Annotated in this window: 19 protein-coding genes and 1 CRISPR repeat array; of the genes, 14 read left to right on the top strand and 5 right to left on the bottom strand. The window is 54.2% G+C overall.

The genetic code is table 11. From position 1 onward, the window contains the following. Positions 1–475 precede the first annotated feature (475 nt). Both exbB and exbD read left to right on the top strand, forming a co-directional pair. Positions 476–1,480 carry a tol-pal system-associated acyl-CoA thioesterase gene (gene exbB / locus H0247_RS14605; RefSeq protein WP_180743182.1) on the top strand — a complete coding sequence of 335 codons (1,005 nt, stop codon included), beginning with the start codon at positions 476–478 and terminating at the stop codon, positions 1,478–1,480. Between the two features lie 3 nt (positions 1,481–1,483). Next, positions 1,484–1,909 (top strand): TonB system transport protein ExbD, encoded by a 426-nt coding sequence (exbD, locus tag H0247_RS14600; RefSeq protein ID WP_180743181.1) that lies wholly within the window; start codon positions 1,484–1,486, stop codon positions 1,907–1,909. A gap of 113 nt (positions 1,910–2,022) precedes the next feature. Here exbD and H0247_RS14595 read toward each other — a convergent pair whose 3' ends face one another. The 5 genes from H0247_RS14595 to H0247_RS14575 all read right to left on the bottom strand — a co-directional run bounded on the left by H0247_RS14595 (position 2,023) and on the right by H0247_RS14575 (position 8,589). Continuing rightward, positions 2,023–3,042 carry a substrate-binding domain-containing protein gene (locus H0247_RS14595; RefSeq protein WP_180743180.1) on the bottom strand — a complete coding sequence of 340 codons (1,020 nt, stop codon included), beginning with the start codon at positions 3,040–3,042 and terminating at the stop codon, positions 2,023–2,025. Between the two features lie 30 nt (positions 3,043–3,072). Continuing rightward, positions 3,073–4,482 carry a sucrose-6-phosphate hydrolase gene (locus H0247_RS14590; protein WP_180743179.1) on the bottom strand — a complete coding sequence of 470 codons (1,410 nt, stop codon included), beginning with the start codon at positions 4,480–4,482 and terminating at the stop codon, positions 3,073–3,075. Beyond that, the gene (locus H0247_RS14585; protein ID WP_180743178.1) at positions 4,482–5,852 is read right to left on the bottom strand and encodes a sucrose-specific PTS transporter subunit IIBC; all 1,371 of its coding nucleotides are present in this window, start codon (positions 5,850–5,852) and stop codon (positions 4,482–4,484) included. The genes H0247_RS14590 and H0247_RS14585 overlap by 1 nt, the downstream gene beginning before the upstream one ends. Positions 5,853–5,931: 79 nt before the next feature. Continuing rightward, positions 5,932–7,467: a carbohydrate porin gene (locus H0247_RS14580; protein ID WP_180743177.1), complete on the bottom strand. Its 1,536-nt coding sequence runs from the start codon at positions 7,465–7,467 to the stop codon at positions 5,932–5,934. Between the two features lie 198 nt (positions 7,468–7,665). Next, the gene (locus H0247_RS14575) at positions 7,666–8,589 is read right to left on the bottom strand and encodes an aminoimidazole riboside kinase (RefSeq protein WP_180743176.1); all 924 of its coding nucleotides are present in this window, start codon (positions 8,587–8,589) and stop codon (positions 7,666–7,668) included. Between the two features lie 323 nt (positions 8,590–8,912). Here H0247_RS14575 and H0247_RS14570 point away from each other — a divergent pair, with 323 nt between their 5' ends. The 12 genes from H0247_RS14570 (at position 8,913) to cas2e (ending at position 19,786) form a co-directional block, all read left to right on the top strand. Then, positions 8,913–9,101 (top strand): hypothetical protein, encoded by a 189-nt coding sequence (locus H0247_RS14570; protein ID WP_180743175.1) that lies wholly within the window; start codon positions 8,913–8,915, stop codon positions 9,099–9,101. A gap of 169 nt (positions 9,102–9,270) precedes the next feature. Continuing rightward, a complete protein-coding gene (locus tag H0247_RS14565; RefSeq protein ID WP_180743174.1) occupies positions 9,271–9,822 on the top strand; it encodes a polymer-forming cytoskeletal protein in 552 nt (183 codons plus the stop codon). 36 nt (positions 9,823–9,858) lie between these two features. Further along, positions 9,859–12,585 carry a CRISPR-associated helicase Cas3' gene (gene cas3, locus H0247_RS14560; RefSeq protein ID WP_180743173.1) on the top strand — a complete coding sequence of 909 codons (2,727 nt, stop codon included), beginning with the start codon at positions 9,859–9,861 and terminating at the stop codon, positions 12,583–12,585. Positions 12,586–12,645: 60 nt separating this feature from the next. Beyond that, complete coding sequence (locus tag H0247_RS14555; protein WP_180743215.1) at positions 12,646–12,900, top strand: type II toxin-antitoxin system HicA family toxin; 255 nt, start codon at positions 12,646–12,648, stop codon at positions 12,898–12,900. Further along, positions 12,897–13,238 carry a type II toxin-antitoxin system HicB family antitoxin gene (locus H0247_RS14550; protein ID WP_180743172.1) on the top strand — a complete coding sequence of 114 codons (342 nt, stop codon included), beginning with the start codon at positions 12,897–12,899 and terminating at the stop codon, positions 13,236–13,238. Before H0247_RS14555 ends, H0247_RS14550 begins: the two co-directional genes overlap by 4 nt. Positions 13,239–13,843: 605 nt before the next feature. Beyond that, on the top strand, positions 13,844–15,415 hold the full coding sequence (gene casA, locus H0247_RS14545; RefSeq protein ID WP_180743171.1) for a type I-E CRISPR-associated protein Cse1/CasA: 1,572 nt from the start codon (positions 13,844–13,846) through the stop codon (positions 15,413–15,415). Continuing rightward, the gene (casB, locus tag H0247_RS14540) at positions 15,399–16,085 is read left to right on the top strand and encodes a type I-E CRISPR-associated protein Cse2/CasB (protein ID WP_255433985.1); all 687 of its coding nucleotides are present in this window, start codon (positions 15,399–15,401) and stop codon (positions 16,083–16,085) included. The genes casA and casB overlap by 17 nt, the downstream gene beginning before the upstream one ends. Before the next feature lie 3 nt (positions 16,086–16,088). Beyond that, entirely contained in the window at positions 16,089–17,156 is a 1,068-nt protein-coding gene (gene cas7e, locus H0247_RS14535; RefSeq protein ID WP_180743170.1) for a type I-E CRISPR-associated protein Cas7/Cse4/CasC, read from the top strand. A gap of 9 nt (positions 17,157–17,165) precedes the next feature. Then, the gene (cas5e, locus tag H0247_RS14530) at positions 17,166–17,900 is read left to right on the top strand and encodes a type I-E CRISPR-associated protein Cas5/CasD (protein ID WP_180743169.1); all 735 of its coding nucleotides are present in this window, start codon (positions 17,166–17,168) and stop codon (positions 17,898–17,900) included. Then, entirely contained in the window at positions 17,900–18,547 is a 648-nt protein-coding gene (gene cas6e / locus H0247_RS14525) for a type I-E CRISPR-associated protein Cas6/Cse3/CasE (RefSeq protein WP_180743214.1), read from the top strand. The genes cas5e and cas6e overlap by 1 nt, the downstream gene beginning before the upstream one ends. 27 nt (positions 18,548–18,574) lie before the next feature. Next, positions 18,575–19,492 (top strand): type I-E CRISPR-associated endonuclease Cas1e, encoded by a 918-nt coding sequence (gene cas1e / locus H0247_RS14520; RefSeq protein WP_180743168.1) that lies wholly within the window; start codon positions 18,575–18,577, stop codon positions 19,490–19,492. After that, the gene (gene cas2e / locus H0247_RS14515) at positions 19,493–19,786 is read left to right on the top strand and encodes a type I-E CRISPR-associated endoribonuclease Cas2e (RefSeq protein ID WP_102117148.1); all 294 of its coding nucleotides are present in this window, start codon (positions 19,493–19,495) and stop codon (positions 19,784–19,786) included. A gap of 84 nt (positions 19,787–19,870) precedes the next feature. Next, positions 19,871–21,973: a CRISPR direct-repeat array (repeat unit 29 nt; unit sequence GTGTTCCCCGCGCCAGCGGGGATAAACCG). Positions 21,974–22,023 lie beyond the last annotated feature (50 nt).

Here is a 22,023-nt window from a genome sequence, read left to right as displayed (position 1 = left end):
GTTCATGTCACTGGTTTTATCAAAGATGAATGACTAAATTTTTGTTTTTCCTTTAATTATTTTTTTAAAACCGCATTTCGTTTTTAAAAATTAATCATCTGTTGGTAGGAAATGGTGTGATAACTTAATGGTGATCACAAAAGTTGAGTACCAGAACACAAGATGTGCATTCCACACCCTGCTTCTCTCTGTCTGAGAATGCTCAGCATGTCATTCTTCCTTTTTTCTTATGTTTTCTATTGCTGTGTAGGCTATCTGCTGTTCAGGCCGTCCCCCAGAAACCCTGTTAGAACGCAAGAAAAATGCATTATCTTGTGTAAATAATAATGAGAACGACTATCAATTCGTTCAGGGTTTGGTATCATTTCAGGCTGCGTTATTGCGGCATTATACCTGCGAATATGTGCGGATATTGTACAGAACAGATGATTGTACAGAACAGATGATTGTACAGAATGAATGGTGGAGGCACAGCGTGAAGACGGCTGTCAGTAATACAACTCAACAGGTGTTATCAACCTGGCAAAAAAAACGTGGCGCGTTCAGCGCATTTTCCCGTAGCGTGCTGGTTATCCTGCTGTGTACGGCGGGACTAAGTGGAAATGCGTTTGCGGCTCCCGCAACGGCACCGTTATCGACAGAGAATGCAGCGCCTGCCACTCAGCCTGCTGCGGCATCTCCTTCTGCCCCTGTGACAGCCGATGCTCCGGCGTCAGCCCTCTCGCTGCCAGCGAGTGCGGCACCGGGCACCAATAACCTGATGAAAACCGATTTGTCCGTCTGGGGTATGTACCAGCACGCTGATGCCGTGGTGAAAACGGTGATGATCGGCTTGCTGCTGGCCTCCGTGATTACCTGGGCGATCTTCTTCAGTAAAAGCGTTGAGATGTCTGGTGCGAAACGCCGCCTGCGCCGCGAATATCTGGCGTTGGAACAGGCGAGAACGCTGGACGATGCGCTGGAAACGGCCGACGCGTTCAAAGCTGGCAGCGTCGCACAGCAACTGCTGGTGGATGCGCAGAACGAACTGGAACTTTCCGCACGTTCTGATGACAACAACGGGATTAAAGAACGTACCGCATTTCGTCTGGAACGTCGCGTGGCGGCTACTGGGCGTCACATGGGGCGTGGTAACGGCTATCTGGCGACGGTCGGCGCGGTCGCTCCGTTCGTGGGGCTGTTTGGTACGGTATGGGGCATCATGAACAGCTTCATCGGTATCGCACAGACGCAAACCACCAATCTGGCGGTAGTCGCACCGGGGATCGCAGAAGCCCTGCTGGCGACGGCGATTGGTCTGGTTGCCGCGATTCCTGCGGTAGTTATCTATAACGTCTTTGCTCGTTCGATTGCCAGCTACAAAGCGATGGTCGGCGATGTGGCTGCGCAAGTGCTGCTGTTGCAAAGTCGCGATCTTGACGTGGCTGCCAGCAACGATAACCGGGCGTCTTCAGCCTCGCATAAACTGCGGGTGGGTTAAGTCATGGCGATGCATTTGAAGGAGGACGTGAGTGATGACGGTGAAATGCATGACATTAACGTCACGCCGTTCATTGACGTCATGCTGGTTCTGCTGATTATCTTCATGGTAGCGGCGCCGCTGGCAACGGTAGACATTCGTGTCGATCTGCCAGCCTCATCGGCAGCACCGCAGCCACGACCGGAAAAACCGCTTTATCTGACGGTAAAAGCAGATAAGCAAATGTTCCTGGGGGAAGAGGTGGTGAGCGAGCAGTCGCTGGCGCAGGTGCTGGACGTAAAAACCAGCGCGAACAAAGAAACAACCATCTTCTTTCAGGCGGATAAAAGTGTCGATTATGAAACCATCATGAGCGTGATGGATTCACTGCGTAAAGCGGGCTACCTCAAGGTTGGCTTGGTCGGTGCGGAAACCGCAGCCGCTAAATAACGGCTGAGGGTTGTGTTTCAAGAAGGAATGCGGGGTGAACATTCAAACCGCGTTCCTTTTTTTACGTCTGTAGATTTACGTCCCGATGATGGCAGGGCGCTTTGGGCGTTGGCCTACGCCCGCGAATCAGGATGACGCCAGTGAATCCGCGTTGGGATATAGCGCCGATCTTCTTCAAGCGGCTGTTGTGCAATCAGACTGGTCACCATCTCAAAGCTGCTGCGTGCCAGATTTTCACAATCCTGCGCCACGGTGTCGATCTTCAGCGGTAAACAATCAAACAGATAGTGATCGTCAAAGCAGCACAGCCGGATGTCGCTTTCCATCAGGTTATGCTGGTTCATATAACGTAGTACGCCTTCCATCAGACCACAGGCGGCAACAAACAGTGCTTTTGGCGGACGACCCAGTGTGGCACATAGTTGGGCAAACATTTCATAACCCGCACTGGGGTGATAGCTGCCGTGAATAATCCACTCTGGCTTGCAGTCGATGCCTGCACGTGCCAGCCCGAGCTGGAAGCCCTCCAGACGGTGGCGAGTCGGGGAGATTCGCGGCTGGCCGCCAAGGAAATAGAATTCATCACGATGCTGGCAGGCGATACGCTCGACCATTTCCGCTGTGGATTCTACCGCTTCGGAAATCACCATCGGCAGCGTGGAATCACCAATCACCCGGTCAAATTGTATAACGGGCAACTGCTGATTAATTTTTTGATACTCGGTATCGTTCAACAGGCTGGAGGCGACAATCAGGCCATCGACCTGACGCTGCACTAGACTGTTGACCGCCATCATCTCCTGACTGGCATTTTCGTCGGTGCAGGCAATCAGCAACTGTAACCCTGCTTCACGGCACAGCATTTCCAGCTCACGGGAAATGACGGCAAAGCCGTAGTTGGTCATTTCCGGTACCACCAGCCCCAGCGTGTTGCTGCGTGAGGAACGCAGCGAACGGGCGTGAATGCTGGGCTGATAACGCTGCTCATGCGCGACGGCTAAGATACGATCGCGGGTTTCATCAGAAACGCGAAACTCTTTGCTGCGTCCATTAAGTACCAGACTGGCGGTGGATTTTGATACACCGGCCAGCGCGGCGATGTCACTGATTGTTATGCGTTTAGTCGGTTTCACCGCGAGGTCTGCTATCAGAAAAAAGGAAAGTTATTCTATCACGCATGGCGCTAACAGCCAGTGCTGTAGCGTTAATTGGCCAGAGCCGCTGAACGTCATGGTCGCGTCACTTTCCGGGAAATAGCGTGCAGACATCACGGCCTCGCCGTCGTTGATGAAAATTTCAACGCTGGAGCGATCGCACAGTATCTGCAATTGGCTCAGCTCGCCACGCCAGTAGCGATGTTCGGGTTCGCCGGTGCGGCGGTTGTGTCGGCTCAGCGTGACGCGTTCACCGTCCCAGCAGAGAACCAGTTGTGAGGCGAGGCTGAGCTGGAATTCCCCTTGCGCGGTGATGAGAATTTCCGCGCTGCTGGCATGCAGCGGAGACGCATAGTCTGCGGCACCCTGCCAGGTGTAATGCTGTTTGCGCAGCTGTTGCAGTTCACGTGCAGGGCGTTGATAAACGCGATCGCCATGCAGCGTGAGTTCGCGCGGGCAGGTCATGGTATGGATCCAGCCGTACTCGATCGTCGGTTCAAAGAATTCATTATCATCGGGAATCGACATCCAACCGAACAGCAGGCGTCGCCCGTCTTCACTCAGTGTGGTTTGCGGAGCGTAAAACTCAAAGCCGAGATCCAGTTCGTGGAAACCTTGATGCTGATAAGCACCGTTGTCGTAATTGAGTGAGCCGATGAAATAGCCCGCCTGGAAGGTATTCAGATAGCGTTCTTCTTCGGCGGGAACGCCCTGCGGGCAGCAAATCAGTACGTCTTTGCCATCCAACGGGAACAGGTCTGGGCATTCCCACATATAGCCAAAATCACCGAGCCCGCCCAAACGGGAACCGGCGATCTCGCCGATCTTTTCCCACACCTGTAGATCGGCAGAACGGTAGAGCAGCACTTTCCCTTGCAGGTCGAGATCCTGTGCGCCGAGCACCATGTACCAGTGGCCATCATGGCGCCACACTTTCGGATCGCGAACGTGCCCAGTGTAGCCGTCAGGGAGCGTCAGAACCGCGCCCAGTTTGTCATATTCACCGTTAGGATTTTCACGGGCGAGGCATTGGAACGCGGTACGCGAGCCATCATCGTATTTGACGTTACCGGTGTAAATCAGCGTGATCGCGCCATGATCTATCACAGCAGAACCGGAGTAGCAGCCGTGGCTTTCATAGCTTTCACTGGGCACCAGTGCGACGGGTTCATGCGTCCAGTTAACCAGATCAGCGGAACTCCAGTGCCCCCAGAACTTCGCTCCATGGGCACAGGCTAAAGGATTCCACTGATAAAACAGATGGTAACGCCCGTTGTGATGAATAAATCCGTTCGGATCGTTGAGCAGACCTACGCACGGAGACAGATGCCATTCCGGGCGATACGGATCTTCCTGTTTCCGTGTGTGGCCTGACATCAGGGCGTGCGCCATGCGCTTTAGTAAGTGGACTTCCTTCATTATTCGCTATCCGTTTTATATTTCAGCAGTAAGGAAATGACAAAAGCCGCGCCGAACGCAATCAACATCCCAATCAGGTAGTTAAGCATCGACCCGCTTTGCACAATGGCCAGCCCCGGAAAACCGGTCAGCCCGACGGCCGTCATATTGACGTGATTGAAGACGACCCACGCGCCACCCAGGGCACCGCCTGCCAGTGCGGCTAGGAACGGTTTAATGAAGCGCAGGTTGATACCAAATATCGCCGCTTCTGTGATGCCCAGCAGACAAGAAAGCCCTGCGGGAACGGCAATCGCTCGGGTTTTCGCATCACGCGTTTTGAAGTATACCGCCAGACACGCGCCACCCTGCGCCACGTTCGCCATTGCCCAAATCGGCAGCAGGAAGTTGACGCCGATATTCGGGTTACCAAGCAGTCCGGCTTCAATGGCATGGAAGCTGTGATGAACGCCCGTGATCACGATGACGGAGTAGAGGCCGCCGAACAGTAAACCGGCTAGCCAGCCAGCGTGCGTAATCAATGTGCTGAGAACCAAAGAAATGCCATCGCCCAGTGCACGCCCCGCCGGCCCGATGAGCAGCATAGCAACGAAGCCGGAAATGATGACGGTGAGGAAAGGCGTGATGATGATATCCAGCGCGTCAGGTACGATTTTACGCAGGCGCTTTTCTACGATGCTCATGAACCAGACGGCCAGCAGGACCGGAAACACGGTGCCCTGATAGCCGATCATGGCGATGTCCATGCCGAAGAAATGCATGGTCTGGAAACCACCCGCGACGCCCCAAGCGTTGGTCAACGCTGGGTGGGTCAGAATGCCGCCCAGCGTCGCGCCCAGATAGGGGTTACCGCCGAATTCCCGCGCAGCAGTAAAACCGATCAGGATAGGCAGGATAATAAAGGCAGCGGAGCTGAACATATCCAGCATCACGAAGATGGCGCTACTGGAATCGACCCAGCCATAGGTCTTGATCATGCCGAGCAGTCCCATCAATAGACCGGACGCGATAATCGCCGGCATGATAGGAACGAAGATGTTCGATAGTAGGCGCGCTAGGCGTTGCAGCGGGTTCAGCTTTTTCGCGGCGATGGAGGCCGCTTCGGATTTGCTCGATTCGCTGATGCCTGCCGCTTTGATGAACTCGGCATACACCTTGTTAACCAGCCCTGTGCCGAAAATGATCTGCATTTGTCCGGCGTTCTGGAAGCAGCCTTTCACGCCGTCAACGTTCTCGATGGCTTTTTTGTCTGCCAAATTGTCGTCATTGAGTACCAGACGCAGACGAGTCGCGCAATGAGCCGCACTGGCGATATTCTCTTTCCCGCCGAGAAGGGGGATAAGTGCGGCGGCGGTTTTGTTGATATCCATGTTATTCCTCTTTTTCAATTGGATATGCAGTTTCTTTGGCGTCGATTAGCGTGTCATCGACGCCAAGGCCGGACAAAGGTTAGAACCAGGTTTCCATCTGGATACCGAAGTTCCATTCGCCGCCTGCTTTAAAGCCGGTGGAGCCAAACGTATCTTCACTGGAGTAGTTATCCAGTCGCTTATCCCAGTCCATGTAGCTGGCAAACACGCGCAGTTCAGGACGGCTAAAGAAGTTGCCGATATTGCCGACCTTGAACGTCGGTGCGAAGGTCAGCTTGTAGAAGCCGCCGCTCACCTGATTCAGACTGCGATAACCGCGCGGGTCGAGGTCCATGTATTGATAGCTGCCTTCATAAGCCAGTGCAAAGTTTTCGGTGATTTCCTGAATCAGGCGCGCATTAAACGTCACCCATTCGTAGCTATCGCCGTTGACGTAACGGTCTTTGCTGGTTTGCGCCAGGATGGACGGGGCGAAGCTCCAGGTCTTGTTCAGCGCGGTTGTTCCGTAGGTCGCAAAGCGCCAGGTGTTGGCATCGTTGGTCAGGTTGCCGTCGGCACCGATGTTTTTCACTTCGCCGCCCAGTCCGTGACCGTAGAGGATCGCGGTTTTCGATGTCCCGTCACGCAAGCCGTAGAAGCTGTCGCCGTGGTAAGCCACCATCGCGTGGTAGCCTTTATCGCCGGCATTGGTGTTGGTGACGACGGTGTTATCGCGGCTTGTACCGGTGTTTGCTTTTACATCGTTATTCTTGGCGGTTAACCCGCTCAGCATGAACTGGAAAGGGCCGACGTAGTTGTTGGCGGTCAAGACGTAGTTTTTGATGTCGTTATCCAGCGAGTTAATTTCGCCGAGGCTGCGGCCATACAGCGAGAAGTTACTCTTGGCGTTATCTGCCCATTTCACGTCATAGATCCCGCCGCCAGTGCCCGCGAGGAAGACCACGTCGCTGTCCAGCCAGTGGATATCGAAGTTATCGCGATCAAAGCGCTTACCTGCCCACAGCGTGGTGTCCTTAAAGGCACCGGTGAAGGTTGGCAGTGAACCCAGCTCGACGAAGGCTTCACGGATGTTCAGGTCGCTGGTGGCCGCTGTCCAGTCGTTATAGCTGCGCTGGCCGTCCGCCATCATCACCTTGAAGCGAGTGGTCGCGCCGTTATCCAGCTTCTGTTTGTGCTCCAGTTTGATCTCGACGTAGGTGTCGTCTTCATTGCCTAAGCGACCGATATGTCCGCCAGTCTGGCCGGCAGGGGACATGCCTGGCCCGATATCGGTTTTGGAACTGGTGGCGGAGTCATTGATCGATAGGCCGGAACGCGCGTAACCGTGGAATTCAAATCCATCCGCAAAGGATTTTTGCTTAGCCAGCGCCGTCGTGCGCTGTTCCACCTGCTGGGTTTTCTGTTCGGTTTGGGTCGTACGGGTGGCGAGCTGCTGGGTTTGCTTTTCCGCGGCGTCGGCTCTGGCCTCGGCGGCTTGGGCACGAGCTTCCGCCTGTTGCAGGCGTTGCTCCATAGCGTTCAGGCGAGCTTCAATACCGTCGGTGTTGGCAGCGGAAACATAAAGCGGGGAGGAGAGTAATAATCCTATCGTCACAGCAAGGTGGCTTGGTTTCATTTTTTCGTTCTCGTCGTGAAGGCGATTTATTGTTTTTGGATTTCTCTTGTTTAGCTAAATTGCTAAACCGGTTTTTCATGGGGAAAATAAAAGCCAGCAGAAGGGTTAGCAAGAAATTTCACTCGCCCGATTCTGTAACTGTGATCCTGACTACAAAACCGGGCGGTAACCGTATTAAACAGGGGGATTAGGGCTGGGCTAAGAGAGTGTGTGCAATTGCTGAGCGTAGGGAAGTGCGGTCATTGCGCCTTTTGCCGTGGTGGCAAGTGCGCCGCACCGCTGCGCCTGCGCGATAATCGGCTCCCAGCTAAGCGGCTGTGACAGATCGTCATACTGCGCCAGACCATGCAGTAAACCGGCGACGAAGGCATCCCCCGCCCCCGTCGTATCGACAGGGGTCACCGATGGCGCGGTAAAGTGTTGTAGCCGGTGACGATCGTGCAGCCAGACGCCTTCACCGCCCAGCGTTACCAGCAAGAGTTGGGTAGGGTAGCGCTGCATGAACTGCTGAATCCCCGCTTCAACATCCGGTGCTGAACAGAGAAAAGCCAGTTCTTCACGCGATAGCTTCACCACGTCGGCCAGCATCAGTGCCTGTGTCAGGCAGTCGCGCAGTTCCTGCTCGCTTTGCCAGAGATCGTCACGGATATTCGGGTCGAAGCTGACCCAGCCTCGCGCGGCTTTTACCTGTCGCATCGCTTCAAAGGCGGTACTGCGCGAGGGCTCCTGTGAGAGTGCGATAGAGCAGAGGTGCAGCCATTCTCTCTGGTTGAACACCGGCAGGTCTTCCGGCTGTAAAAACAAATCAGCACTCGGGCGCACCATGAACGTGAAGGTGCGTTCCCCTGTTTCATCGAGGCTAACGACCACGGTTGAGGTGCGGTGGTGTGTATCGTGCACCATGTGATGGGTATCGACGCTTTCCTGTTCCAGCACCGTTTTGAGAAAATGGCCAAAAACATCGTCACCGACGCGCCCGATAAAGGCACTGTTTCCTCCCAGTCTGGCAATGCCGACCGCCACATTGGCGGGCGCGCCGCCAGGGCATTTCAGATAGCGTTCCGTATCTTCCGGGATGAGATCGACAACCGCGTCGCCCATGACCCAAATTCTATTTGCCATAGCGTTACTCTTATCAACGAGAATTAGACTGTTTGCTAAAATAGAAGAATCGGTTTAGCTAAGCAATATCATTATGAAAATGTCTACAGGATAAAATAACAGGGAGAAAATAAACTGGGGAAGAGATTGTGAGTTACAGGAATATTTTAAGTGTATGGATAATCATGTTTTTTTGACATGAAGGCGGAGAAAAAGGAAAGTGAACACGATCGAGTTTTTGAACACGCGGGCTAAATAAAATACCTTTTTTCCCGATATCCTTTATGTCGTTTGGCGGTACTGCGTGACTGTCACAAGGAAGATACCAAGAAGGAGAGAATGGCATGACTCATAAAATCTTGGATAACATGTTGGATGAATTAAAAACTGTCGTTAAACAGCACGTCGGTGATAGTGCTGACGTTCAGATCGACATACGCTATCTAGAAGGTGGACGTAAAGCGCTTCGTATTACCATTCCTGATATTTCCACCCTGGAAATTGAATTTAGTCGGCGTTCTGATCGTGCGTAATTACAACCTGCTCTGGGGAATATGGGCGATATGGGCTTTATTGGTTATCGTCTGGCTTATTGATATTTACAGCGAATTTCCCCTTCGATATTACGGTCAGGGAGCGGCTGCCCTACTCGCCGCAAGTGCCACGATCGCTTTTTTCTATACTGTTAAAAGGAATAACACGATGTTTTTATTCGATAAAAATAAAAAAGACGCAAAAGAATCGCAAGAGCGCAGTGAAATAAACAGCTCTCCCGCTATCAGTCCATCGAACGAGTTGATTAATTCAGTGAACCCTGTGCGTGTGAAAAAAGACACCTTCATTTCTCAGGGCGCGCGTATGACGGGCTCTCTGGCTGTGGATGGCAACATTACCGTGGAAGGCCGAGTAGAAGGTGACGTGCAGTGCGATAACACGATTAAAGTGGAGCACACTGGTCAGGTTAACGGTGAAATGAAATCACAGCAGATCGTCATCAATGGTCGCGTAGAAGGACGCATAGCCGCCAGCGCCGTCGCTATTCTGGCGCAGGGAAAAGTATTCGGCGACATTTTCACCGATGAACTCTCTATCGAAAAAGGCGGCGTCTTCACCGGCCAATCCCACCCGCTGACCCCGCCAGCGCAGAGTCAGGAAAAACTAACCTACGTGGAAAAGAAAAAAGAGAAACCCGCGAAAGCTCCCGCAGAGCAAGAGAACGTCGTCGCGTTAGCAGGTAATTCGCCAACAGCGTGATATCGTCGGGAAAGGTCACTTTGACAGGTAAAGTCTATGGACAAGGAAGACATCATCGGCCGACGCTACTTCCAGTATTGGGGAAAAGCAAAAAAATCGGCAGATATGCTGGAGGGGGATGATTATCACCTGCTGCCTTATCACGGTTTGGATGTGGCGGCCTGTGGTTATTTATTATTAAAGGGAAACTATTTTCAGGCTAACCATGTGCTGCGTGAACTGGCAGCGGGCGATGATGATGTCGCCGCATGGTTTGCGTATTTTTTGGCATGGCACGATATCGGAAAATTTGCCCGAGGTTTTCAGGGCAAATATGCCAACCCTGATTCCCCGTTAGTCCAGCATTCGGGGCAGTCAGGGCGGGACAGGCATGACGATCTGGGGTTCTGGCTATGGACGATGCGTGATGACATTCCCAATTTATTTCCTTTAGGGACGAAAAAGCCCACGTCAGTGGTAAAAAATACGCTGGAGATCTGGCTGAACATTGTTACCGGACATCATGGTAAACCAGCGGCGGAATGCAAAGGTAGTCTGGCCTTTCATCGTGATGACTATCTGGCGGTAGAGCATTACCTGCGTGATCTGGAAACGTGTTTTCCCGACGCCTCTACGTTCCCAGTCTGTTTTGCAGATAAGGGATGGCGAAACCGGCTGAAGCAGCAAAGCTGGGCGCTGGCGGGGTTGACCGTACTGGCGGATTGGCTGGGTTCACGCCAGCAAGATTTCCGTTATTGCAGCACGCCGATGCCGCTTGAAACTTACTGGCGTGAACACGCGCTACCGACGGCAGAAAGCGTTATCTCGCGTTTACCACAAACCCCGTCTCCTGCCCCTTTTCATTCTATCCAACAGATCTTTCCATTTATTCAACAACCCACGCCGCTGCAACAACAAGCGCTAGAAGCGGATATTTCCGCTGACGGGCCGCAGCTTTTCATTCTGGAAGACGTGACCGGCGCGGGGAAAACTGAAGCGGCGATGATACTGGCGCATCGGCTCATGGCGCAGCAAAAAGCGTGCGGTATTTATGTCGGCCTGCCGACAATGGCAACGGCGAATGCGATGTATCTGCGGCTGGCGAAGGCTTATCGCGCATTATATGCACCGGAGCACAACCCATCATTGATGCTGGCACACGGGGCGCGGCATATGTCGTCAGCCTTTGTGCAATCCTTGTGGGAAGGGGACAGTCAGGGACAGATGCAATACGACAAGGAAGAACACGCCGCCAGTAAAGACTGCAACATCTGGTTTGCCGACTCACGTAAAAAAGCGTTGCTGGCGGATATCGGCGTAGGCACGCTCGATCAGGCGTTGATGGCGGTAATGCCGTTTCGCCACCAGTCGTTACGCGTATTGGGGCTACAGAACAAATTGCTGATTCTGGATGAAGTACATGCGTATGACGCCTATATGAGTAAGCTGATCGAACGGTTGATTGGCTTTCATGCACAGCAGGGCGGCAGTGTGATTATCCTTACCGCGACGCTGCCGCTTAACCTGCGTGAAAAACTGACGTGGGCGTTTTCTCAGGGAATAGCGTGTGAGGCGGTTCAGCCTGATCCTGATGCAGCTTATCCATGGCTGACGCAGTTAACGCGTGAAGGGTTGCGGGAAACCGCGCTCGAAACACGGTCAGAAGTGCAGCGCGAGGTGAAAATAAGTTGGTTGACTGAACGGTTGCAGGGTATCGAACGAGTGAAGGCCGCCGTGACGGCGGGGCAATCGATCTGTTGGATCAGGAATACGGTGGATGACGCGATTGCCGTTTATCGTCAGCTCATTGAGGAGGGTATAGCAGAGAAAGATGTGCTGCTGTTCCACAGCCGTTTCGCCTTTTGCGATCGTATGGCGATTGAGGAACAGGCGCTGACGTGGTTTGGTAAAGACAGTACGCCGGAACACCGTGCGGGCAAAGTGCTGATTGCTACGCAGGTGGTTGAGCAATCGTTGGATATTGATGTCGATAACATGATTAGCGACCTTGCACCCATCGACTTGCTGATTCAGCGTGCAGGACGATTACAGCGGCATATCCGGTTTCTCGACGGACGTCGTAAAACAGAGTCGGATACGGCGCCGCTAATGGATGAGCGCCCGGCGGCGGTGCTGCACATCATGGCTCCGGTTTGGCAACCGGAAGCCGAGGCAGATTGGCTGGGGGATGAACTGCGTAACAGCGGTTATGTTTATCCCGATCATGCTGTACTGTGGCGCACGCAGGCGATCTTGCGGGAATGTGGTGCGATAACCATGCCGGAAGCGGCACGCTTGTTGATTAACAGCGTGTATGAAGAACAGATCGCAGTGCCTCCAGCACTGGAGGCGATAGCCAATAAGGTGCTGGGTGAGCGATATGGTCAACGTTCGGTGGCGAGCCAGTCATCGTTAGCGTTGGTACACGGTTATTGTGCGCAGTCGAGCGAAACAGGTTGGAGCAATGCGGTAGATATTTCCACGCGGATGGGCGAGGACACGCTGGATCTGTATCTGGCATGGAAGCCGGAAAAGGAGGGTGAATTTCCGCAGCCTTACGCCGCATCGGAAACTTTCGCCTGGGAGCAAAGCCGTGTGCAGGTGCGGGTAAGCTGGTGGCAGAAACGTAAAGCTGGATTACCGATATTAGAAGATGACGCGCTGGAGCGGTTTCGACAGCAATTACACCGCCCACAGGCCGAGGTTCTGCTGCTGAATCGGGGTGAAACGCATGCGTTTTATAGCGAGCAGGTGGGGTTGATGCCATCAAAGGCTGAGAATTGACACCAAAATACGACACTATAAAAAGAGTATTGTAGTGTCATAAAGTGATACCATGTGGATATGAATAAACGACACCAAAGAACGCTATCAGATCTGTTTTCTCGTCCAGTTAATAGTTCAATAAAATGGAGCGATATAGAATCTCTTTTTATTGCTCTGGGGGCTGAAATTCATGAAAGGGAAGGTTCGAGGGTTGCGGTATCGTTGAAAGGTGAAAAAAAAATCTTTCATCGACCACATCCGAGACCGACGACGGATAAAGGAGCGGTTAACTCCATTCGGATATGGTTAGAAAGTTTAGGAGTAAGACCATGATTAACACACTTCTTATCGACGGGCACACGGCCGTTATTGCTTTTGATTCGGAAATTGAAATGTTCCGTGGAGAATTCATTGGCTTGAATGGCGGCGCTGATTTTTATGCCTACAGCGTTGATGAGCTGAAAAAAGAGGGTGCGACCTCTCTCGCTATTTTTCTTGATGAATGCCGCCGCGATGGTATTGAACCCTATAAATCCTACAGTGGAAAAGTCACAACGCGCTTAACGCCAGAACGTCATGCTGCGCTGGCGATAACGGCACAAGCAACTGGCGTGTCCATTAACGAATTGTTAAACGAAGGCGTCGATCTGGTTCTTGAACGACGTTCTTAGTGCTGTCAGGCCACCAAATCGGTGGCCTGACTCGTTATTAACCTTCTCGCGGTTTGTCCCCGCTGGCGCGGGGAAGTATGAAGCACTTCCGAGATACTCGGTTTATCCCCGTTGGCACGGGGAACTCTAGCGCATTAAATTTAGCATATTGATAAGTTTTGATCACTTATGCCCCCTTTCTGAATTTTATGAAGGACATCCGAAATACTCTTGTTAAAAATTATTATCTCTTCTATATTGTTACTTGTTGTATGAATCCACTAAAGGAAAGTCCAGAAAGTGGGTTCAGGCACAAGGCACTGAACACACACTTAATGGACTGGTTGGCACCTTTATCCTACATGGTGTGTTCCCGATAAAGCAATGACCATAAGGAACGTACACATTGATCATTATTCCCGTTATCACTATCCCAGTGAATATCACTATTCACCAAACCAAGGTGGAGGCACCGCCGTCGCCGCATCCTGCCTATATTGCCCCTACCCTCAGCCACAAACGTGAGCCATCTCTCTGGCGTCGCGGACTGAATGCGTTAAAAAAGAGGTCGCAGAACCAGCCTTAATCTGGCCTGCCGCAGGGATGCGGCGCACACAGGAGGTACGATGTTTTCATTGATTGAAGAACCCTGGTTACCCGCCGTTTTTTCGGATGGTCGGGTGGGTAACATTTCCCCGCAGCAACTCCCCGACGACACGATTATCGATCTCGCCTGGCCGCGCGCCGATTTGCAGGGGGCGGGATATCAGCTTCTTATTGGCCTGCTGCAAACCGCCTATGCGCCCGTTGATGACGATGACTGGAGTGAAATTTGGGAAGAAGGGCTGGGTGACGATTTCCCGCAGGCGTTAGCCGTGTTGGCACCGGCGATGCAGTTTGGCGCACAGAAGCCCGCGTTTATGCAGGATTTTGCCACGCTCGACAGCGACCCGACACCCATTTCCGGCCTGCTGATCGATGCCCCCGGCGGCAATACACTCAAACTGAACAAAGATCACTTCATCAAGCGCGGTACGGTCAACGCGGTGTGTCCGCACTGTGCGGCAATGGCGCTGTTTACGTTGCAAACTAATGCGCCCTCCGGTGGACAGGGGCATCGCACGGGGATGCGCGGCGGTGGGCCGATCACCACGTTGCTGATGCCGGAAGATACTCGGCTACCGTTGTGGAAAAAACTTTGGATGAACGTGGTGACGCAAGAGGTAATGCCCAAGGGTAAACCCGATGCCACCGTGTTCCCCTGGTTAGCCGCCACACCGACCAGCGAGGGCGCTCACCCACCCGTGACGCCGGAAAATGCGCATCGGCTGCAAGCCTACTGGGGGATGCCACGCCGCATCGAGCTGGATTTCACCACGCTACAGGCGGGTGAGTGCGATCTGTGCGGCGGGGAATCGACCACGTTGCTGACGCAATATCGCACCAAGAACTACGGCATTCAGTACGACAGTTGGCAGCACCCGCTCACGCCTTATCGTCGGGCATTGAAGGGCGATGACGCCCCGCTTTTGTCGGTGAAAGGCCAACCCGGTGGGCTGGCGTACCGTGATTGGCTGGGGCTACTGGTCAACGGGGAAGATAAGCTCAATCGCACCTTTCCCGCCACGGTGGTGCAGCACAACGCTAAACGGGATGAACTGCGTAGAGATTCTGGGTTGTGGTGTTTCGGTTTCGATATGGACAACATGAAGGCACGTTGTTGGTATGAGCACCATGTCCCGTTGCTGTTCGCGTCCGCCCGTTTTCGTGATGATCCTCTGACGTTGCGTGAATATAAAGACGCTTTGCAACTGGCGGTGGAACTTGCGCGAGACAGTGCCACGCTGCTGCGTCAGATGATTAAAGAAGCCTGGTTCTCACGTCCGAAAGACGCAAAAGGGGATTTCAGCGCTATTGATGTGGCGTTCTGGCAGGAGACACAGCCTGATTTTATACGGTTGTACCATTCACTGACACAGGGTGACACACCGGCTGCGGCGCTGAACACATGGAAACGATCACTCTATCGTTACCTGCTGGATAACTACGATGCACGCGTGTTTAGCAACCCTGATGAACACCGTGATCTAGCTAAAGCGGCAGGAACGCGGAAAAAGCTGAGTGCGTTTTTTCATAAGCAGAAAGCGGCAGAATCCATTAAACAAATGCAGGAGGCAGTGGATGGCAAACACGGCTGATTTTAGGGTCATCGACAAGGATGACGCGAAAAAGATTAGTGACTGGTTCGAGGCGCTACAAAATCGCCACAGTGTTGCGGGTAATGGCCGAGCGCGTCGGGCAGAGTTGCGCCGCGCTGCGCCGCCTTTTGGCGTGTTGACTTGTCCGGGGTATCACGATCTGGCGGGGAAGCTGGCAGCGCAGCTGGAAAAAGAAAGCCGCATCATGGCACTGGCGATTTTTGTTTCCGTTGCGGCACATGCAGAGAAAAACATGCTGAAAACCAGCTTTGCAGCGCAGTTAGGTGAAAAGCAGGGCGGCGATCGTCCTTTCCTTTCCCCCCTGCGTTTTGAACGGCTACAACGGGCGCAAACGCCGGAAGAATTGTATCGCCAGCTTTTTCGCGCAGTACAAATACGCGGAGAGGCCGGTGTAAACCTCCCTTCATTGGCGGACAGCATTTTCCTGTGGGCGGACGAATGGCAGGCGCGGCAGGAAAACCGTGCGCCAACGCTTCACCCTTTGCGACGCAACGCGGTGCGCTGGGCGTGCGAATATGCGCAGGCGTCACAAAACCTCACCGCCGATGAGCCAGACACGACAGCAACGTCAACGACAACGACAACGACAACGACAACGACAACGACAACGACAACGACAACGACAACGACAGCTTCAGACAAGGAATAACTGATGACCACATTTATCCAGCTTCATTTTTTAACCGCTTATCCGTCTTCTAACCTGAACCGTGATGACGCGGGGCGTCCGAAAACCGCCATCGTGGGTGGCGTCGAGCGTTTGCGCGTGTCCTCACAAAGCCTGAAACGGGCATGGCGCACTTCTGAAGTTTTTGAGTCTGCGATGAGCGGCCATATTGGCACCCGCAGTCGCCGCATTGGGCGTGATATCTACAATGCACTGATTGCTGGCGGGATGAGTGAAAAGCTGGCCGATGAAGCAGCGAAAAACATGGCTGAGCAGTTCGGTAAACTGAAAAAAGAAGAAAAAGGCAGTAAAGAGCCACTGGAAAAATACGATATCGAACAGCTTGCCCACTTCAGCGTGCAGGAAAGGGCATTGATCGACCTACTGGTTGCGCGTCTGGTCGCGGAATCCCGTAAGCCGAATAGCGAGGAGCTAAAACTGCTGCGTAAGGATGCCACCAGTGTCGATATCGCGCTGTTTGGCCGGATGCTGGCCTCCAGCCCAGAATTCGATGTCGAAGCGGCCTGTCAGGTCGCGCACGCATTGGGCGTAAGTGCTGTTACCATCGAAGATGATTTTTTTACGGCGGTGGATGACCTGAACAGGGCAGCGGATAACGGATCGGCGCACATGGGCGAGCAGGGCTTTGCCTCGGCGTTGTTCTATCACTATGTCTGCATTAACCGCGATCTGCTGCTGAAAAACCTGAATAACGACGACGCACTGGTTGCGAAAACCCTACGTGCGCTGACGGAAACGGTGCTGACCGTATCACCGGGCGGCAAGCAAAACAGCTTCGCCAGCCGGGCGCTGGCAACCTATGCGTTGGCAGAAAAGAGCACCGATCAACCGCGTACCCTGTCGGTCGCGTTTTTCAAACCCATCCGCAGTGATAATCAGGTCAATGACGCTATCGAGCTGTTGCGTAAGCAAAAAAACAAATTTGACCGAGTGTACGCCTCTTCCGGCAGTGTGCCTTCCTATGAACTGAACGTGGAAGCGGACAGTGAGGGTGGCTCGCTGCAAGGGTTGCTGGATTTCATCAGCCAGTAGGAGCGCGTTATGGATAACTATCTGGTCTTCCAGATCTACGCCCCGCTGGTGTCGTGGGGGGAAGCGGCGGTGGGTGAGGTGCGCCATACCTCTACAGTACCCAGTCGTTCGGCGCTGCTGGGGCTGTTGGCGGCTGCGTTGGGGATTCGGCGTGACGATCGCGCCGCGCTAACGGTTTTCAACCAGCATTACCATGTGGCGGTACGGCCGCTTTCCGATCGTGAAACTTGGTTGAATGACTACCACACGGTGCAGATGCCGAAAGAAAACCGTAAAGTGCCGCGCTACACAAGGCGTGATGAACTGCGGCCGGAGGCGGGGCAATCGCTCGAAACCATGTTGACCTCACGCGAATACCGCTGCGATGCCTATTACCACATCGCCATTAGCGCCACGCCGGATGCGCCTTACTCGTTAAGTGCGCTGCGGGATGCGCTGCTATCACCGGTGTTTACGCTCTATTTCGGACGTAAAAGCTGTCCGCCTGCGCTGCCGCTGGCACCACACTTGTTCTCTGGTTCGTTGGCCGAGGTGTGGCAGTTAGCCAGGCGGACGCCTGCGCTGAACGATCTCGCGTTAGAGATGATCGCTCGTGCCGAGGGTGTGTGCTACTGGGAACAGGAAACCGATACGGGGCTAACGGCGCAATACCGTGTTTCACGGAACGATCAGCCCGCCGATCGACGGCGCTGGCAGTTCGCCTCTCGTGTGCAATATGTTGGCAGTGATAAGGGAGAGGAATGATGTATTTTTCCAGAATAACACTGCAACTCAATGCGTTGCCGCGTGTGATGGCCGAGAAGCGGCTGCACGCGGGGGGCTATGCCAGCCACCAATGGCTCTGGCAGCTTTTCCCTGCACAGCTTCAGCGTTCGTTCCTGTTCCGCGAAGAGGCGCATGAAACCAAAAGCCTGTTTTACCTGCTTTCTGAACAGGCACCGCAGGCGGATCACAATCTGTTTCAGGTGGAAACCAAACCCTATCAACCACAGTGGCATAACGGCATGGCGTTAGCCTTTTCGCTGCGTGCGAATCCAGTCGTGACGCGGGACGGCAAACGTAGCGATGTGTTGATGGATGCGCGTCATCAGGCGAAAGCGGCGGGGTTATCCGGCGTGGCGTTGTGGCAACACCAGCAACAGCGTGCGCGGGAATGGTTGGTGCGACAGGGGGAAAATGCGGGCTTTGCGGTATCGTCGTGTCGGGTGGATGGCTATCAACGCCATCGCCTGAACAAGCCCGGTCAGTCGGCTGCGATTATGTTCAGCAGCGTGGATTATGACGGGGTGCTTCACATTACGGATGCTGAACGCTTTGCGACGGCTGCCCGACAAGGGTTAGGAAAAAGCAAAGCACTGGGGTGTGGCCTGCTGCTATTGAAACGGGCGTAGCCTGCCCCGTTACAGGGAGAGTCAACGATGTATGTTCCGCTCAACCCGATCCCGCTTAAGGACCGGGTTTCACTCATCTTTCTGCAATACGGGCAGATCGATGTCATTGATGGGGCATTTGTGCTGGTGGATAAAACCGGCGTGCGTACGCACATTCCTGTCGGCTCGGTTGCCTGCATCATGCTGGAACCGGGGACGCGGGTTTCTCATGCGGCGGTGCGACTGGCGGCGACGGTCGGGACGCTGCTGGTGTGGGTTGGCGAAGCCGGCGTGCGGCTGTATGCGTCTGGCCAGCCCGGCGGTGCGCGGTCGGATAAATTGCTTTATCAGGCCAAACTGGCGTTGGATGAGGAACTGCGCCTGAAAGTGGTGCGCAAGATGTTTGAGCTGCGCTTTGGCGAACCGGCGCCGAGCCGTCGCTCGGTTGAACAACTGCGGGGGATTGAAGGTGCCCGCGTGCGCCAAACGTATACGCTGTTGGCGCAGCAGTATGGCGTGAAATGGAATGGCCGACGCTACGATCCGAAAGATTGGGAACGAGGCGACAAGGTGAACCAGTGTATTAGCGCGGCGACGTCCTGTCTGTACGGCATTACGGAAGCGGCCGTGCTGGCGGCGGGGTATGCGCCAGCGATCGGGTTTGTCCACAGCGGCAAACCGCTTTCTTTTGTCTATGACATTGCCGATATCATCAAATTCGAGGGTGTGGTAGCGAAAGCCTTTGAAATTGCAGCCCGCAACCCTGCCGAGCCGGATCGCGAGGTTCGGCTTGCCTGCCGTGATATTTTCCGTAGCCAGAAAACGCTCAGTAAACTGATTCCTCTTATTGAGGAGGTCTTGTCTGCGGGTGGCATTACGCCGCCGCTTCCGCCGGACGATGCGCAGCCGCCGGCCATCCCAGAGCCGAAGCCGTTTGGTGACAGCGGTCACCGAGGGCAGGGGTAAATGAGTATGCTTGTGGTGGTGACGGAAAATGTCCCGCCGCGTTTACGCGGCAGGTTAGCGGTATGGCTACTGGAAGTCCGTGCGGGTGTCTATGTCGGGGATACTTCGCAGCGAGTGAGGGAAATGATCTGGCAACAGATTATCGAACTGGCAGAGCAGGGTAACGTGGTGATGGCGTGGGCAACCAATACGGAATCTGGTTTTGAGTTCCAAACCTGGGGCGAAAACCGCCGAATGCCGGTGGATCTGGATGGCCTACGGTTAGTCTCTTTTTCACCTATTGAAAATCAATAAGTTAGCGATCTTTAACAACATGGAAAAATCGGTAGATTTTTTTATGCCGAAAAAAGTGTTATAAAACAATACTCTAATTTTAGAGTGTTCCCCGCGCCAGCGGGGATAAACCGGTCTAGCGTATTGCCATAATTGATGACATTCAGTGTTCCCCGCGCCAGCGGGGATAAACCGGATACCATCAAACTCCTACGTGGCACATGCGAGTGTTCCCCGCGCCAGCGGGGATAAACCGAAGACGAGCGATTGGGAATCCTCGCTAGATAGGTGTTCCCCGCGCCAGCGGGGATAAACCGCAACCCTGCGTCATTCATGTAATCGGCCAGCAGTGTTCCCCGCGCCAGCGGGGATAAACCGAAGCCATCAGGCGCACGGAAAAAATAGTTGGTGTGTTCCCCGCGCCAGCGGGGATAAACCGCAATGCACTATTGCACATAGTCTCAGATTTACGTGTTCCCCGCGCCAGCGGGGATAAACCGTCTGTGCTGCAGTAGTGGCAACCTCGACCTGAGTGTTCCCCGCGCCAGCGGGGATAAACCGTCATGAGCGGACTAATCCGCCGTCGCGCCGCCGTGTTCCCCGCGCCAGCGGGGATAAACCGACGCAGCAATTGTGCGATATATACCTGCATGGGTGTTCCCCGCGCCAGCGGGGATAAACCGTCAGCGGGCGATTATCTTCGCTGTGATTCATCGTGTTCCCCGCGCCAGCGGGGATAAACCGGAACAGAGCGATTTGATGGTCAACTTGCGCCGGTGTTCCCCGCGCCAGCGGGGATAAACCGTCGGTCCGTATATTTAAAATGAGGAGCCATTTGTGTTCCCCGCGCCAGCGGGGATAAACCGCTATCGTTGCGTTGCAGGCGAAAAACTTCTACGTGTTCCCCGCGCCAGCGGGGATAAACCGGGTTAATGATGTTGTGCCATCTGAATTAGGCTGTGTTCCCCGCGCCAGCGGGGATAAACCGGAATCAGCCGGGTTTAAATTGTTCTCGTCCGAGTGTTCCCCGCGCCAGCGGGGATAAACCGGTCACATCACCTAATGATTTGTCAGAGGATGAGTGTTCCCCGCGCCAGCGGGGATAAACCGCGATGGACACAAAAGAAAGACAGCTAGTAGCGGTGTTCCCCGCGCCAGCGGGGATAAACCGGCGCAATCATTTCGTCGGGCGGGGATATTTCAGTGTTCCCCGCGCCAGCGGGGATAAACCGCGCCCGCAACAAAAACACTCACGCGCCGAGGCGTGTTCCCCGCGCCAGCGGGGATAAACCGGAACAAAATTTAATTCACTCATGATTTTTAATGTGTTCCCCGCGCCAGCGGGGATAAACCGAGCAGGCCGCGCTGGCTGAATGGCAAAAATATGTGTTCCCCGCGCCAGCGGGGATAAACCGATCGTCTATCTGGCTGGGGGTAAATGTGGTCAGTGTTCCCCGCGCCAGCGGGGATAAACCGGAATTCTTTGTGGATCTGAAAGAGATGGCTCCGTGTTCCCCGCGCCAGCGGGGATAAACCGAGTTGTTGCGGACATTGACACATTTTGTGAGAGTGTTCCCCGCGCCAGCGGGGATAAACCGTACAGATAATGGCTGATCGCCTTCTCGCAGCAGTGTTCCCCGCGCCAGCGGGGATAAACCGTCTGAAACGCTGAAAGATCGTGCTGAGAAAGTGTGTTCCCCGCGCCAGCGGGGATAAACCGTCAGGCGGCGGCAATACTCAACTGCCGGAAAAGTGTTCCCCGCGCCAGCGGGGATAAACCGCACAACTGGCAGAGCTGCGGGGGCAAGCGGCAGTGTTCCCCGCGCCAGCGGGGATAAACCGGCGTCGGCATGATGATCAACGCTGACCTAGCAGTGTTCCCCGCGCCAGCGGGGATAAACCGGGGGAGTAGATGCGTACTCAGCTTGTGCGGAAGTGTTCCCCGCGCCAGCGGGGATAAACCGCGCATCGTTCTTACGCACTTCACCTTCAAACGGTGTTCCCCGCGCCAGCGGGGATAAACCGTATTAAACGCCGAACGTCAGTTTTCCATGAAAGTGTTCCCCGCGCCAGCGGGGATAAACCGGTCGGCAGGCGGCAGCGTGACAAATCAGTGATGTGTTCCCCGCGCCAGCGGGGATAAACCGAGGTTCGCGACTGGTACGCCGTCAACGGGAATGTGTTCCCCGCGCCAGCGGGGATAAACCGCGAACCAACAAACGACCGTTACCGAGCGATTCGTGTTCCCCGCGCCAGCG

It is taken from the genome of Pectobacterium sp. CFBP8739 (assembly GCF_013449375.1).
GTDB lineage: Bacteria > Pseudomonadota > Gammaproteobacteria > Enterobacterales > Enterobacteriaceae > Pectobacterium.
Note: the sequence above shows the minus strand (reverse complement) of the source record. Positions and strands in the feature narration are given on the sequence as shown.